Genomic DNA, 13,596 nt, shown 5'->3' on the forward strand with positions numbered 1-13,596 from the left:
GCATTAACCACCTTAATGTTCTATTAGCTGCCTGAGGAGGGCCGATGCGCGTGGTGGTGACCATCGAGGCGCGGTTCACCCGCACCCCGGACGGCGCGATCTGGACCCAGACCGGCCAGGACCACCAGTTCTGGAGCGGGTATCTGACCGCCTTCGACCAGGTCCGGGCCGTCGCCCGGGTACGCGACGTGGCCGAGCCGGCCGCCGAGGCGAAACGGGTCGACGGACCCGACGTCGAGGTCTGGCCGGTGCCGTACTACCTCGGGCCCTACCGTTACCTGGCCCACCGGGCGGCGATCGGCCGGGCGGTCCGGGCGTCCGCCGGCCCGCGAGACGCGGTGATCCTGCGCGCACCGTCACCGATCGGCACGATCCTCGCCGCCGTCCGCGACCGCCTCCGGTTGCCGTACGCGATGGAGGTCGTCGGCGATCCGTCCGACCTGTTCGCCCCCGGCGTGGTGGACCACCCGCTGCGGCCCGTCCTGCGGCGGCTGTACGTCGACCGGCTGCGCCGGCAATGCCGGTCCGCCGTCGGTGCCGCCTACGTCACCGACCGGTTCCTGCAGTCCCGATACCCGACCGCGCCGGGCGCGGTGAACGTCGCGGTCTCCGACGTCGACCTCGCCCCGGTGGCGTACGTCGACACCGCCCGACCCGCCGCACCAACCCGCCGTCCCACCACGCTGATCTCCGTCGGCTCGCTGGAGCAGCGGTACAAGGGCATCGACACCGTCATCGCCGCGCTCGCCGCCCTGACGGCCACCAGCCGGGCGGTCCGGCTGGTGCACATCGGCGACGGCCGCTACCGGTCCGAGCTGGTCGACCTGGCCCGCCGGTACGGCGTCGCCGACCGGGTGGTCTTCACCGGCGCGCTGCCCGGCGGCGACGCCGTCCGCCGCGAACTCGACGCCGCCGACCTGTTCGTCATGCCGTCGCGCACCGAGGGGATGCCCCGCGCGTTGATCGAGGCGATGGCGCGGGCCCTGCCCGCGATCGGTTCCACCGTGGGCGGCATTCCCGAACTGCTGCCGCCCGGCTCGCTCGTCCCGCCGGACGATCCCGGCCGCTGGGCCGACGCGATCGCGGCGCTACTGGACCAGCCGGAGCGGATGGCGGCGGACTCGGCCCGCAACCTCAGCCGGGCCCGGGACTTCTCGGCCGACCTGCTGACCGCCCGACGCAACGCCTACTACCGGGCCGTCGCCGAGGCGACCGCCGAACGTACCGGCCAGCCGACTCGGAAGCGGACCGGACCGGGCACCGGCCAGCGCGGCCGGGCCGGCGCGGCAACGAGGAGTCTCGCGTGATCCAGCCAGCCGCCCCGGCCACGGCGGGGTCCTCCGCGACCGACTCCGACCCGTCGGCATCGTACGGACCGGTGCACGTGGTGCACGTCATCGGCACCCTGGACCGGGGCGGCGCGGAGACGCTCTCCCTCGACATGTGCCGGGCGATCCCGGCCGACGAGGTCCGACAGACCTTCGTCACCATGGGCGGACGGGAAGGTAGCCTCGCGCCACGGTTCCGGGCCGCCGGCGCCGACGTCGTCGAAGTCCCGCAACGCCCGGCCGTCACCTTCCCGTGGCGGCTGCGGCGCTGCCTACGCCAGCGACGGGTCGACGTCGTCGTGTCGCACATCAGCCTGTTCAGCGCGGTCGTGCTGACGGTGGCCGCCGCGACGGGCGTGCCGGTACGCATCGCCCGGATGTGGAGCGAGGGGGACGGGCGCCGCGACACCGTCGCCCGTCGGCTGCTGCGCGCCGTCCTGCGCCGCCTACTGCGCCTGGTCGCCACCGACATCGTCGCGGTCAGCGACGCGGCGATGGCGTACGCCGGCCGTCGCGTCGGCATGGCCGGTTGCCGGATCCTCTACAACAGCGTCGACGCGACCCGGGTCGCCGGTGGGGACCGGGCGGCGGCGCGACAGCGGTGGGGCATATCCCCCGACGACGTGGTCATCGGCTACATCGGCCGGGCTTCCCCGGAAAAGAACCGGCCGTTCCTGGTCGACGTCCACCGTGCGGTCCGGGCCCGGACCGAATCGCCGGCTGTCCGGCTGCTCATCGTCGGCCCGTCCGGCGTCGACGACGTGGTGTCGGCCCACCCGGACGTGCCGGACGATCCGACGGTCATCCTCGGCGGGGAAGTGGACGAGATCGCCTCGGTACTCGCCGCCGCCGACGTCTTCGTCCTGCCCTCCCACTGGGAAGGGCTGCCCGGCGTGGTGCTCGAAGCGCTCGCCGCCGGCCTGCCGGTCGTCGCCACCAACCTGCCCTGCCTGCGCGAGGCGTCCCGGTACGTCGACGGACTCACCCTCGTCGACCTCTCCGCCGGACCGCACCGGTGGGCCGAGGAGGTGACCCGCGCCGCCCGCAGCACTCCCGCCGACCGCGACCGGATCCAGGGGAGCTTCGTGACCTCCCCGTTCCAGACCCGGCACGCCGCCGCGCAGTGGCGGTCGCTGTGGCGGGCCGAGAGCCGGCGGGCCGAGACCCGGTGATCCGTGACCCGGTGGCCCGCGACCGGCGGTCCACCCTGGCCCTGCTGACCGGCTCCAGCGCCGTCCAGATGAGCAGCAACATGGCGGCGGCGCTGCTGGCCGCCAGCGTGCTCGGCCCGCACGGACGCGGGCTGATGGTGCTCGGTGTCTCCACCGCCGGCATCGTGCCGCTGCTCGCCGGACTCGGCACCGGACCGCAGCTGCGTTCGGCGTTGCCAGCGGCCGGCGGCACCCGACGACGCGATCTGGTGGCCAGCTACACCTGGTGGTCGGCGGCGGCGACAGCCGGCGCCGCCGTACTCGCCGTCGCGGTGTCGACGATGTCCGCGCCGCTGATCGACCCGGCGCTCGCCGACCCCCGCTACCTGCTCGCGCTGGCCCTGCTGACCTGCGGGTACGTCGCCCACACCCAACTACCCGACGGCTGGTACGCGGCCGGTCTGTTCCGGGCCGGCAGTCTCTGGGCGATGGCGACCACGCTTGGCGGCGGGCTCGGCCTGCTCGTCGCGGTCCTCGTCGCACCCGACGTCTGGTCGTTGCTGCTCGGCCAGGGAGCCGGCATGCTCGCGGCGACGACCGCCCAGGTCGTCGCGCTACGGGACGCCGGGCTGCTCTGCTTCCAGGCCCCGACCCGAGGCCAACTGTCGCGGCTGCTCGGTCAGGGCTGCCGTGCACTCGGCCTCACCCTCGGACTGGCGTTGGCGCTGCGACTGGACCGCTACGTCCTCGGCGCGCTCACCGGTGCGGCGGCGGTCGGCGTCTACTCGGTGGCGTCCACCCTCGGCCAGGTACCGAGAATGGTGCCGAACGCCATCGGTCAGCTCGTCAACCGGGACGCCGCGATCGCGTCCGGCCCGTTGCGTCCGGCGCGCACGGTCGCCGTGACCGCGGTCGCGGTGACCGCCGTCGGCGCGGTGACCGGGCTGGTTGGCTGGCTGGTGATCATCCCGTTGCTCGGTGCCGAGTTCGCCGACGCCGGACCGCTGCTGGCGGTGCTGCTGGTCGCCGAGATCGCGTTCGTGCCGTACGCGGTGGCCAGCCGGGCACTGCTCGGCGCCGGCCGGATGGGCGCGGTCGGTCTGTTCGGCCTGGCCTGGAGCGCCGTCGCGTTGGCGCTGTTCCTGCTGGCCGTACAGCTGTGGGGCGCGGTCGGCGCGGCGGTCACCTGCGTGACGCTGTACGCCGGGATCTCAGCGTCGTCCTGGCTGTTGCTGATCCGCCGGATCAGCCCTGACCAGGGACCGGACGGACCCCTGTCCGAGGCCTCCGTCGACGCCCGCCAGGGAGGAGTCGACGACCCGCGATCTCAGCCGGCCACCCCGCTCAGCAGAGTGTGACCTACCCACCCAGTGATGGAGTGATGTCGATGCTTCCCTACGGGCGTCCCTGTCTGGACGAGTCCGACGCCGAAGCGGTCGCGGCCGCCGTACGGACCGAGTGGCTGACCGCCGGACCGACCGTACGCCGGTTCGAGACCGAACTCGGCGCCTACCTCGGTGGGGTCGGCTGCGTCAGTGTCAGCTCCGGCACCGCCGCGCTGCACACCGCGTACGCGGCCGCCGGCCTGCGCCCCGGCGACGAGGTGATCACCACGCCGCTGACCTTCGTGGCGACGGCGGCCACCGCCGCGCTGCACGGCGCGCGGGTGGTCTTCGCCGACGTGGAGGACGCGACGGGCAACCTGGACCCGGCCGCCGTACAAGCGGCGGTGACCTCGCGGACCCGGGTGGTGACCGCCGTCGACTACGCCGGTCATCCCGCCGAGTACGGTCAGCTGCGCAAGGTGGCGGCTGATGCCGGCGCGCTGCTGATCGACGACGCGGCGCACGCGATCGGGTCGACGTACCGGGGCGTGCCGGTCGGCGGGCTCGCCGACCTGACCACCTTTTCGTTCTTCCCGACCAAGAACCTCACCACCGGTGAGGGCGGCGCGGTGACCGGCACCGACCCGGACCTGCTGGACCGGGTACGCCGGTTCGCCAGCCACGGCATGGTGCGCGACCCGCGGCGGCTGCGCGATCGCGACGAGGGCGGCTGGCACCAGGAGGTGCACAGCTTCGGCCTCAACTACCGACTCTCCGACGTGCTGTGCGGGCTCGGGCTCAACCAGCTCGCCCGGCTGCCCCGGTTCAAGGCCGACCGCGCCCGGCTGGCCGCCCGCTACCACGAACTGCTCGCCGACCTGCCGGGTCTGCGACTGCCCGAGCGGCGGCCCTGGGTCGACCCGGTCTGGCATCTCTACCCGGTACGCGTACTCGACGGCCGGCGACGCGAGGTCTACGACCGGATGCGGGCGGCGGGCATCGGCGTACAGGTCAACTACCTGCCGGTCTACCGGCATCCGGTCTTCGCCGACCTCGGCTACCGGCGAGGGGAGTGCCCGACGGCGGAGGCCTACTACGCCGAGGAGCTGTCCCTGCCGATCCACCCGGACCTAGGCGAGCCCGATCAGGATCGGGTCGTCGACGCGCTCCGGGTGATCCTGGGCTGACCGGGGTCGGAACCTAAGTCCGACCGGGCCGGAGCGCGTCCGGACGGCGGACGGCGGACCGCCGTACCAGGCACGACGCAGTGAGGTTCGCGCTATCGGGCCGTCACCGTTTCCGTACCCGTACCCGCGAAGTCCTGATGCCCGAGCACCGCGAGCAGCCGGATCTTCTCCTCCGCCTCGCTGCCCGGCCGAGGCGTCAGCACCAGCAACGCCTGCCCCTGGTCCTCGGTGAACAGCGCCTGACAGTCCACCTCGATGTCGCCGACCTCGGGATGCACCAGCGTCTTGTGGTCGGCGAACCGGCGAGCCACCTCGTGCCGCTCCCAGAGCGCGCGGAACTCACCCGACGCGGCTGACAGCGCCCGTACCAACTCGCCGGCCCGCGACCCGGGGCCCGCCGCGCCGTACGCCACCCGCAGCGAAGCGACCAAGCTACGGCCCTGCCGGTCGTGATCCTCCGACGGATACACCGACCGGGCGGCCGGGTCGGTGAACCAGCGGTAGACGTCGCTGCGGGCCAAACCGGTCCGCGACGCCGGATCACCGAAGATCGACACCGCCAGGCGGTTCGCCACCAGCACCTCGCTGAGCGACGACAGGATCAGCGCCGGAGTGTCCGCCATCCGGTCCAGCACCCGAAGCAAGGTCGGAGCCACATGCCCGTCCTCGGGTGTCCGACGCGGCGCGTTGTGGCCGACCAGCCGGTACAGGTGATCGCGTTCGTCAGCGGTCAGCCGCAGCGTACGGGCGAGCGCGGCGAGCATCTGCTCCGACGGCTGCGGCCCCCGCCGCTGCTCCAACCGTACGTAGTAGTCGACCGACATCCCGGTCAACGCCGCCACCTCCTCGCGCCGCAACCCGGGCGTACGTCGGCGCTGACCCGACACCAGGCCGACATCGGCGGGACGCAGCGCCGCACGACGACGGCGGAGAAAGTCGGCCAGCCCTGCACGATCCATGCCTGCCATCCTGCGACGCGCGGGGCCGGCGCAACCAGGGATCGCCGGTCCCCCGATCACCGGGTCTCTGCCGCCGGGGGTACGCGGCGCCGAAGGTGGAGGCATGAACCTGACCGGAAACACCATCTTCGTGCCCGGTGCCACCTCCGGCATCGGGCTCGCCCTGGCCCAGCGGCTGCAGACCAACGGCAACACCGTGATCGTCGGCGGGCGGCGCACCGCCCTGCTCGACGCGCTCGCCGCCGAACACGGATTCGGCACCGTACCCATCGACATCGCCGACCCGGAGTCGGTCGCGACGGCGACCGCGAGCGTCGTCGAGCGCTACCCGGACCTGAACGTCCTGATCGCGATGGCCGGCATCATGCGTGCCGAGGACTGGACCACCGCCGGCTTCCTCGCCGACGCCGAACAGGTCGTCACGACCAACCTGCTCGGCCCGATCCGGCTGATCGCCGCGTTGACCGAGCACCTGCGGACCCGCCCCGGCGCCGCGATCGTGACCGTCTCCTCGGGCTTGGCGCACGTCCCGCTGCGCGTGACGCCGACCTACAACGCCACCAAGGCCGCCATCCACCGGCTCAGCGAGACGCTGCGGCTGCAACTGGCGCCAGTGGGTGTCCAGGTGATCGAGTTGGTTCCACCCTCCGTACGGACCGCGCTGTTGCCCGGGCAGGAGACCTCGGAGTTCGCGATGCCGCTCGACGAGTTCGCCGACGAGGTCGTCAGCCTGATCCAGGCCGACCCGAACGCCGACGAGATCCTGGTCGACCGGGTCAAATTCCTGCGGTACGCCGAGGTACGCGGCGACTACGACCAGGTGGTGGCCACCCTCAACGCCGCCGACCCGCACGCCCGCTGACCCACCCCTGTCAGGAGGAAACGCCATGCCGTACGCCAACCTCAAGGTCCCCGCCGACACGCTTACCGCGGAGTCGAAGAAGAAGCTGCAGGACGCCGTCACGGATGCCTTCGTGTCCGTGTACGGCGAACGCGCCCGGCCGACCACCCTGGTCATCGTCGACGAGGTGACCGATGGTGGCTGGAGCCTGGGCGGCACCATCCTCGACGCCGAGCTCCTCGGCCGCAGTTGACCGACGTGATGTAGCGGCTGCCGCTGAACATGCGTCGAAGGGCCGGGCCCCGGTGGTCGGGGTCCGGCCCTTCGTGTGTCCTGCCCGTCTGGCGGTGGGTCAGCTGTTCCAGTGCTGGGCGACGAGTTCGGCGGCCTGGGTCTCCCACTGGGCGTAGTGGTCCGGGTACGCCGACACCTGCACCACCTGCGCGGCCTCGGTCAACGCCATGTCCTGCCAGCCGTCCACCTGCTTGAGCCCGGTCAGGAACGCGGTGGTGGAGTACTCGACGTCGGTGATCTGCTCCACCGTGCCCCAGCCCGACGACGGCCGCTGCTGGAACAGGCCCTGCGAGTCGTGGTCGTTACGGTCACCCAGGTGACCCAGGTTCTCCAACTTCGACTCCTGCAGGGCGGTCGCGATCGCCACCACGGCGGCCCGCTCGTCCATGCCGGCCTTCTTCGTCGCGGCGATGATGCCCTTGACGTTGTCGGTCTGCTCGCCCGACAGGTCGATCCGGGACTGCTCGCCCCGCACACCGTGCGGGATCAGCTTGTCGTTGTCGACGCTCGCGGCGGCGACGGGGGCGGCCAGGGCGGTCGGGGCGTGCTCGGCGGCCAGGGCGGGGGCGGCGATCGCCCCGCCGGCCAGGGTCAGACCGGCGATGCCCAGGGCGGTGTTCCGCAGGCTGGTACGCAGGGTACGGGTGATGATCGTGGTCATGGGGGGTCCACCTTCCGTTTCCGGGGGGCGCGGGCCCGGACCGGGGGTCGGGGCGCGCGGGTAAACGGTCATCCGGGTGGTACGGGGATGATGCGGGGGTCGCCGGACGCTCACTCGCCGGCCGGCACCGTCGGGGGCACCGTCACCGTCGGGTGCGGGGCGCTGGTGAGCGTCGTGACCATGCACAACGACCCGGCCCACCGGATCATTCCGGCCCACGTCCGCCGGAGGTGGGCCGGGACGTTTCCCACCGATTACGTCTGCCCCGGAAGACGTCAATAGGCACTGCGGTGTAGCACGCGATGGCCCGCAAGATCGACAAGGGCTTACCAGGAAGTGGATACCGGTCTCGGGAACCGCCGCCGACCTAGCCGCAAAGCGGCCCGCAGCCGATCGCCCTACCCTCGACATCGAGGCCGACCACCCCCGCGATCGTCACGGCCGTCGTGCATCTTCTGGGGCCGATGCCGCATCGGTCGGCTGGGGCCGGTTGGGGCCGCATCGGGTGTTGTCTGTCGTAGAGACTCGTGAAGCAGCGGGTTCAGTGTGATCCGATGCCGTGCTCTGCGTAGCTGTTGCCTTTTCCGGTTCGGTTGGTTACGGCTGTCCGGATTCGCCGGGTCAGGCGATCGGGGCCGTAGCTGTCGAGGCTGTCCGGAGCGATGAACCGGTACTCGGTGACCTCTCGATCCTTGAAGATGATCCGGTCCTGGTCGTCCGCACTCATGGTGCCGGCGTCGAAGATGAAGAGGAGCTTGTCGCCTTCGGCGGGCGCGGGTGCCCAGTCGACGACCAGGAGGCGTCCGACTTCAACGGTGAGTCCGAGTTCCTCGGCGATCTCGCGTATGCATGCGGCGCGGGGTGACTCGCCGGGCTCGACGTAGCCGCCGGGGATGTCCCAGTGGTTCTTGTAGGCAGGCCGTACGAGGAGGATGCGGCCGGCGTCGTCGAAGAAGAGTGCGCCAGCGGCAACGCGTGGGGTCGCCATGGGCGGTGTCTCGGGCTCGGTCACCCTTGGCAGGGTAGACGGGGTGGGTCAGTCCAGCACGTTCAACCGGCGGGCGAGGCCGACGAGTTGAGTTGAGGGCTTGCCGCGCTGGCGGCGTACCCAGGTGAGGGCGAGTTGCCGGCTGAGGTAGTGGTGGCGGACCTGTTCGGGTGCCATCTGCTCGGCGTCGAGGAGGATGGCTTGTGCCTCGTCGGTGCGGTTCCACGAGCTGAGGGCGCGGGAGACTTCCAGGGCGTGGCGTATCCGGCGTTCCATCGGTAGTGCGCTGGTGTCGATGCGCGGTCCGAGGTCTACGGCAACCTGGATGTCTCCGAGTTCGGCGGCGGTGGCTACCCGGTGGATGGCGACGTTGGTGGGGCCGAATGCTGTCCAAAGGTGGTTGGCATCGTTCCCGAGTCTGGCGGCGGCCTCTTCGGCGGCAGTCAGGAAGGTCCTGGTGGTGCTTGCGTCATCGGACCGGGCTGCGGCCATCGATCCCGCGAGCATCAGCGTGCCGTAGACGGAGAGCAGAGCCGGGCTGGCGGTGGTGCCAACGTGCGGGGCGAGGTAGGCGGCTGCGTCCTCGGTGAGGCGGACTGCTTCGCGGTATCGGCCGGTGGAGTGCAGCGCGTGGGACACCGAACGGAACAGGGAACCCATGATGACGGGGTCGCCGGTGGGCCGTACGGCGGTTAATCCGCGGTCGGCGGCAATCCACGCGAGGTCAGCTTCTCCAAGTTTGGTGAGCTGCGTGGCGGCGAGTTGGTAGGTGAGGCCGAGCAGCTGGCGGGCCTGGTCCTGGTCGGCGCCGTCGCTTCCGTCGACTGCCGCGTGTGCGTTGTTGATCAGCGCGGGTAGACCGCTGGTGACGTAGCCGAACCGGGAGCCCTGGTAGGCGCTCCACAGGTCGTCGACCTGGCGTCGGAGGTCTGCCGTGTCGGGTGCCTCGTCACGGCTGCCGCTCCCGGCGAGCTGGGTGACTGCGTGGTAGTCGGTGAGCGCTGCCCGGAGGGCGGGGACGGTGCTGGTGCCGCTGTCGCCTGTCCACTCCAGCAGGGTTGGTTCGGCCAGGAGGTCACCGAGTCCGACGTCAAGGACATCGGCGAGGGCCGTGATCACTGACAGCCGGTCGAGGTCGATCCGGTTGTTCTCGACCTTGCCGAGCCAGTCCGCCGTACGGCCGACAAGTCCGGCCAGGACTTGTTGGGAGAGACCACGGCGGCGACGATACCAGGCCACGCGTTCGCCGATGGTAAGTGAAGTGTTCTTCCCACGCATGGTGATGACCCTCCCGCGCCGTGGCTGTGGTAACCCGGAACGATTTTCCGGGTTGCGGGGCCAGTTGTGCCACAGCCTGTGTCCATGAACGAGCACAACCCGAACAGCTACCGCCTCCCGCACTGGGTCCGGGCGGAGTACCTCACCCGACGGACCGGCCTCCAGACGTCGCCAGGGTGCGGATCGCGGACAGGCGTTGGCGCGTCGGTCGTGTGTGTACTGATCCGGTTCGGGAAGGGCCAGTGGCGTGAGCTGGGCACCGGGACGACCCGTACCGCCTGCGGCGGCGGCCGGGTGATTGAGACAGGGCGCCGGGCTGGGTGCTGGGTAGGTGGCGTGCTGGCCGTGCCGCTGATCCCGACAGCGGTGCACGTGGGGGCTGCTGATCCCCGCCCGGCTCGGGCGCCCATCCAACCGTTCGGGGGTGGCCCGGTGATGGATCTGAAGGTGGGGGATGTGCTGCGGATCGGTGCTGCGGCGTCGGTGCAGTTCGCCGGTGACCGGGCGTTGATCTTCCGGGTGACCGCGATCCGGAAGGAGCAGACGTACATGGGCTGGTGTTGGTTGACGGGTTACGTGCTGGATGCGACGGGTTCGGCGGTGGAGCGGCGGGAGGTGTTCGTCCGGCGGGCGGGGCTGCGTCGGATCGTCGTCCACGACCGGCGGCCGCCGGCCGGGGGACAACGATCGGCGTCGGGGATGACGCCGGCAGGGGCGAGGATGGAGGGTAACCGTGGCGTTCGACATCCGGGTCAGACTCGGTGACACGATCCGACTGCGACCGACGGATCGGTATCGGCCGGCGGACGGTCCGGTCGTGATGCGGCTGACCGGCGTACGGCTGATCACGAACCGGCCGGACAGTGACGAGTGGATCTGGCTCGAAGGTCTGAAGCTCAACCTCGACGGTACGTGGGGCGATCACGCGTTGGTGATGGCGCGGGCGTCGCTGCTGGCAGCCGACCGGAACTGAACCGCCGCCATGCGCCGCCCGCCGCCGTATGTCGAGCTGCGTGCTGCGCAGCGGCTGCTTGACCGGCATCCCGGACCTGACCGTGACGGCCGGTGTCCGGGGTGCGGCCGGTCGGACTGCCGGCCGGCGGCGGATCGCGTTGCGGGTCTTCGGCCGGTACGGCTACCTACCGCGACAATGGCCGAACCGGCAGACCTGAGGCACCCGGCGGTGACGGGACAACCATCACTCACCGGCGACCGGATTCCGGAGCTTTCCCGGGGGTCGGCTACGTCGTCCTTGACGGTGTCCGGGAACCCGTCCGGGTTCGGTTCGCCTTCCTGTCCGACGACCACGTTCGTGGGCTGGGCTCCGGACCTATCGGCACCTCGACGACACCGACAACGGCGCTGGTGGCGGGCCGGGGGTAGTCGCGTGACGGCCTCGACCGGTGGACCGACCAGCGCGGAGCGGGCGGAAGGTGTGCTGTTGGTGGTGATCCTGCTCGTCGTCGGTGGTCTGGCGGGGGCGGCGTCGTTCACCCACGTGCACGAGTGGACGAGGATAACTCCCCGGCGGGTACGGGGGAGTGGTTCGGCTGGGCCAACGCCGCGATCTCCGAACTGATCCCACTGGCCGCGTCGCTGACGATCCGGCGGCGGCGTCGTACGGGTGGGCCGGTCGCCTATCCGATGTTCTTGCTCGTCTGCGCGGTCTGCCTCTCCCTGGCGGCACAACTCGCCGTCGCCAAACCGGGGATCTCGGGCTGGCTGCTGTCGGCGGTGCCGGCGTTGGCGTTTCTCGGCCTGTCGAAGCTCGTCCTGTCCACCAAACCCGCCCCGCCCCGGTCCCGGCCGGTGTCGACCAGCCGGACAACCAGCAGTCGGCGAACGTCGACCAGGTCGACACGGACTACGCTGCCGCAACCGGCGGCGCCCGTTCGGACCGCTGTGGTGCCCGTCGCGGCGGGTGTCTCTCCACCCGTAACGGTGCCCCAGCAGGTCAGGTGCCGTCGTGACCAGCCGGCGGATGCTCCTCGGGTCGTGGCGGTCGTACGTGTTTCAGGTCGCGGCGATCGCTCGCGGCGATCGCGGCGAAGTTCTTCCGGGCATCGAGCAGGCTCAGCCCTCGGTTGGGGCCGCCGCGCACCCGAGCCGCGTCGTGTTCGTCCTGGCCGTCGTCCTCCCAGAAGCACACCGGACAGATCTCGTAGCTACCACGCTCAGCCAACGTCAGGTAGCCGCAGCACGGACACGCGTACGGACCGTGCTCCGGACCTCGGAACACGTTGACGAACGGTCCCTGATCAGCCGTCATGCCCGGCAGCGTGCCATGCCGATCTCCCGATCGGAGTCCGACCGATGAGGCTTCCAACCCCTGGCCAAAGACGCCCTACGGCAGCTGGCGGAGCAGCATCAGGTGTGCGTACGGCCGGTGGTGCTGCGCCGCACCGACACCGTGACCGGCCACCGATATCGTCGAAGTCCCCTGCTGGGCGACCTTGGCGGCGAAGTGCAAGCCGTGCGCGGAACGCGGCCGACGGCTGCGGATCCAGCAGATCCGGGAAGGCTGGCACCCGACAAGCCGGGTGAGGACGTCCTGTCGCTGGTCCAGCTCCGGGCGCACCTCGAATTCGAACGCCATGCCCTGGCCTACGAACCGATGCATCCGGACGCGGGCGGCGCAGGTCGCCGACCTGGACGCGGCGATCGTCGAAGTCGACTAAGCGCTGGCGGAATCGAACCTACGCGGCAAGCTCACCCCGACAGAGCGGGACGAGTGGCCTCGGCGTCGGCACACCGGCAACAACCTGGCGGCGGTGACGGGTGCGAGTACCCGTGACCTGATGTCCCGGATGGGGCACGCCAGCATGCGGGCGGCGCTGATCTACCAGCATGCCAACAGCGAGCGGGATCGGGAGATCGCGGCCGGCATGACCGGGTGATCACCGCTGGGTTGCCGCGTCCTGCGGGCCGGCAGACGAGTGCTCCGGACGGCACGCCGAAGGGCTCGGCCGGAGCTAGCGGCACGCGGATAGCCCGCAAGATCGACAAGGGCTGACCGGGAGAGTGGTCACCGGTCGCCGGAAAGCGCCGCTGACCTGGAGCGGAGCGTCTGGAGCGGGCGACGAGAATCGAACTCGCGTAATCAGTTTGGAAGACTGAGGCTCTACCATTGAGCTACGCCCGCGCGCGCCCCGGCGGCCGGGGTCACGGCGTCTAGCGTACAAGTTGTCGTCGGTGTGCCGCACGGGGGTATCACCAGCGGATGCCGCGGCCGGTGGTCCTCCGGACCGCTGGGGTGGTGGACCTGCGGTCGGACCGCGCCCGCCGACGGGTTTAGCCAGAGGCCACGGAGCGCTCCGCGCGTCGGGGCGGATACCGGGCGGCGTGGTACTTGGCCGACCGCATAGACTGAGCGACGCCACGGGGTGTGGCGCAGCTTGGTAGCGCACTCGCTTTGGGAGCGAGGGGCCGTGGGTTCAAATCCCGCCACCCCGACTGTGAGCCGCCGGCACAGGCGCCGGGCGCAGGATGTCCGGCGTTTCGCCATGCCTACACTCGATGGGCTGTGCGACAGCCATGTGCCGGGCGGACCCTTCCGGGAGTGGCCCGGAGCGGACAGCGACGAC

Annotated in this window: 16 protein-coding genes, 2 tRNA genes and 1 pseudogene; 13 read left to right on the forward strand and 6 right to left on the reverse strand. The window is 71.1% G+C overall.

The window, feature by feature from the left end:
* The first annotated feature begins 44 nt into the window (after positions 1 to 44).
* From O7632_RS11765 to O7632_RS11780, 4 genes are read left to right on the forward strand one after another with little or no spacing between them, the layout of a single operon-like run.
* Complete coding sequence (locus O7632_RS11765; protein ID WP_278113983.1) at positions 45 to 1,307, forward strand: glycosyltransferase; 1,263 nt, start codon at positions 45 to 47, stop codon at positions 1,305 to 1,307.
* Positions 1,304 to 2,500, forward strand: coding sequence for a glycosyltransferase family 4 protein (locus O7632_RS11770; RefSeq protein WP_278113985.1), 1,197 nt, complete (start codon positions 1,304 to 1,306; stop codon positions 2,498 to 2,500). The genes O7632_RS11765 and O7632_RS11770 overlap by 4 nt, the downstream gene beginning before the upstream one ends.
* Complete coding sequence (locus O7632_RS11775) at positions 2,497 to 3,837, forward strand: oligosaccharide flippase family protein (protein WP_278113987.1); 1,341 nt, start codon at positions 2,497 to 2,499, stop codon at positions 3,835 to 3,837. Before O7632_RS11770 ends, O7632_RS11775 begins: the two co-directional genes overlap by 4 nt.
* A 29-nt stretch (positions 3,838 to 3,866) precedes the next feature.
* The gene (locus O7632_RS11780) at positions 3,867 to 4,991 is read left to right on the forward strand and encodes an aminotransferase class V-fold PLP-dependent enzyme (protein WP_278119989.1); all 1,125 of its coding nucleotides are present in this window, start codon (positions 3,867 to 3,869) and stop codon (positions 4,989 to 4,991) included.
* 92 nt (positions 4,992 to 5,083) lie between these two features.
* On the opposite strand, the gene O7632_RS11785 is transcribed toward O7632_RS11780, so the two are convergent.
* Positions 5,084 to 5,950 carry a helix-turn-helix transcriptional regulator gene (locus tag O7632_RS11785; RefSeq protein WP_278113989.1) on the reverse strand — a complete coding sequence of 289 codons (867 nt, stop codon included), beginning with the start codon at positions 5,948 to 5,950 and terminating at the stop codon, positions 5,084 to 5,086.
* Between the two features lie 103 nt (positions 5,951 to 6,053).
* Between O7632_RS11785 and O7632_RS11790 the strand changes: the two genes are divergently transcribed.
* Both O7632_RS11790 and O7632_RS11795 read left to right on the forward strand, forming a co-directional pair.
* Positions 6,054 to 6,812, forward strand: a complete 759-nt coding sequence (locus O7632_RS11790; RefSeq protein WP_278113991.1) for an SDR family NAD(P)-dependent oxidoreductase — start codon at positions 6,054 to 6,056, stop codon at positions 6,810 to 6,812.
* 25 nt (positions 6,813 to 6,837) lie between these two features.
* On the forward strand, positions 6,838 to 7,044 hold the full coding sequence (locus O7632_RS11795) for a tautomerase family protein (protein ID WP_278113993.1): 207 nt from the start codon (positions 6,838 to 6,840) through the stop codon (positions 7,042 to 7,044).
* 99 nt (positions 7,045 to 7,143) lie between these two features.
* Here the strand turns inward: O7632_RS11795 and O7632_RS11800 are convergent, their stop codons facing one another.
* The 3 genes from O7632_RS11800 to O7632_RS11810 all read right to left on the reverse strand — a co-directional run bounded on the left by O7632_RS11800 (position 7,144) and on the right by O7632_RS11810 (position 9,973).
* Positions 7,144 to 7,722 carry a hypothetical protein gene (locus tag O7632_RS11800; RefSeq protein WP_278119912.1) on the reverse strand — a complete coding sequence of 193 codons (579 nt, stop codon included), beginning with the start codon at positions 7,720 to 7,722 and terminating at the stop codon, positions 7,144 to 7,146.
* 565 nt (positions 7,723 to 8,287) lie between these two features.
* Positions 8,288 to 8,758, reverse strand: coding sequence for an NUDIX hydrolase (locus O7632_RS11805; RefSeq protein WP_278113994.1), 471 nt, complete (start codon positions 8,756 to 8,758; stop codon positions 8,288 to 8,290).
* 24 nt (positions 8,759 to 8,782) lie between these two features.
* Positions 8,783 to 9,973: a helix-turn-helix transcriptional regulator gene (locus O7632_RS11810; RefSeq protein WP_278113996.1), complete on the reverse strand. Its 1,191-nt coding sequence runs from the start codon at positions 9,971 to 9,973 to the stop codon at positions 8,783 to 8,785.
* Between the two features lie 474 nt (positions 9,974 to 10,447).
* Here O7632_RS11810 and O7632_RS11815 point away from each other — a divergent pair, with 474 nt between their 5' ends.
* The 4 genes and pseudogenes from O7632_RS11815 to O7632_RS11830 all read left to right on the forward strand — a co-directional run.
* Positions 10,448 to 10,777 (forward strand): hypothetical protein, encoded by a 330-nt coding sequence (locus tag O7632_RS11815; protein WP_278113998.1) that lies wholly within the window; start codon positions 10,448 to 10,450, stop codon positions 10,775 to 10,777.
* Positions 10,778 to 10,829: 52 nt separating this feature from the next.
* Positions 10,830 to 10,985, forward strand: coding sequence for a hypothetical protein (locus O7632_RS11820; RefSeq protein ID WP_278114000.1), 156 nt, complete (start codon positions 10,830 to 10,832; stop codon positions 10,983 to 10,985).
* Between the two features lie 58 nt (positions 10,986 to 11,043).
* On the forward strand, positions 11,044 to 11,184 hold the full coding sequence (locus O7632_RS11825; RefSeq protein ID WP_278114002.1) for a hypothetical protein: 141 nt from the start codon (positions 11,044 to 11,046) through the stop codon (positions 11,182 to 11,184).
* Positions 11,185 to 11,399: 215 nt separating this feature from the next.
* A pseudogene (locus O7632_RS11830) lies at positions 11,400 to 11,794 on the forward strand (DUF2637 domain-containing protein); the annotation flags it as partial.
* 172 nt (positions 11,795 to 11,966) lie between these two features.
* Here the strand turns inward: O7632_RS11830 and O7632_RS11835 are convergent.
* A complete protein-coding gene (locus O7632_RS11835) occupies positions 11,967 to 12,281 on the reverse strand; it encodes a CPCC family cysteine-rich protein (RefSeq protein WP_278114004.1) in 315 nt (104 codons plus the stop codon).
* Between the two features lie 184 nt (positions 12,282 to 12,465).
* Here O7632_RS11835 and O7632_RS32220 point away from each other — a divergent pair, with 184 nt between their 5' ends.
* Both O7632_RS32220 and O7632_RS11845 read left to right on the forward strand, forming a co-directional pair.
* Positions 12,466 to 12,690, forward strand: a complete 225-nt coding sequence (locus O7632_RS32220) for a hypothetical protein (RefSeq protein ID WP_347403565.1) — start codon at positions 12,466 to 12,468, stop codon at positions 12,688 to 12,690.
* Positions 12,691 to 12,783: 93 nt separating this feature from the next.
* Positions 12,784 to 12,909: a hypothetical protein gene (locus tag O7632_RS11845; RefSeq protein WP_347403566.1), complete on the forward strand. Its 126-nt coding sequence runs from the start codon at positions 12,784 to 12,786 to the stop codon at positions 12,907 to 12,909.
* Positions 12,910 to 13,080: 171 nt separating this feature from the next.
* On the opposite strand, the gene O7632_RS11850 is transcribed toward O7632_RS11845, so the two are convergent.
* Positions 13,081 to 13,154 (reverse strand) — tRNA-Gly (locus O7632_RS11850).
* Between the two features lie 237 nt (positions 13,155 to 13,391).
* Here O7632_RS11850 and O7632_RS11855 point away from each other — a divergent pair.
* Positions 13,392 to 13,465, forward strand: a tRNA-Pro gene (locus O7632_RS11855).
* Positions 13,466 to 13,596: the final 131 nt, after the last annotated feature.

This window comes from Solwaraspora sp. WMMD406 (genome assembly GCF_029626025.1).
In the GTDB taxonomy this organism is placed as follows: domain Bacteria; phylum Actinomycetota; class Actinomycetes; order Mycobacteriales; family Micromonosporaceae; genus Micromonospora_E.

Bases quoted from the DNA above. Each gene is read 5' to 3' on its own strand.
- O7632_RS11765 (WP_278113983.1), top strand. From the start codon at position 45: ATGCGCGTGGTGGTGACCATCGAGGCGCGGTTCACCCGCACCCCGGAC.
- O7632_RS11780 (WP_278119989.1), top strand. From the start codon at position 3,867: ATGCTTCCCTACGGGCGTCCCTGTCTGGACGAGTCCGACGCCGAAGCG.
- O7632_RS11785 (WP_278113989.1), bottom strand. From the start codon at position 5,950: ATGGATCGTGCAGGGCTGGCCGACTTTCTCCGCCGTCGTCGTGCGGCG.
- O7632_RS11790 (WP_278113991.1), top strand. From the start codon at position 6,054: ATGAACCTGACCGGAAACACCATCTTCGTGCCCGGTGCCACCTCCGGC.
- O7632_RS11795 (WP_278113993.1), top strand. From the start codon at position 6,838: ATGCCGTACGCCAACCTCAAGGTCCCCGCCGACACGCTTACCGCGGAG.
- O7632_RS11815 (WP_278113998.1), top strand. From the start codon at position 10,448: ATGGATCTGAAGGTGGGGGATGTGCTGCGGATCGGTGCTGCGGCGTCG.
- O7632_RS11835 (WP_278114004.1), bottom strand. From the start codon at position 12,281: ATGACGGCTGATCAGGGACCGTTCGTCAACGTGTTCCGAGGTCCGGAG.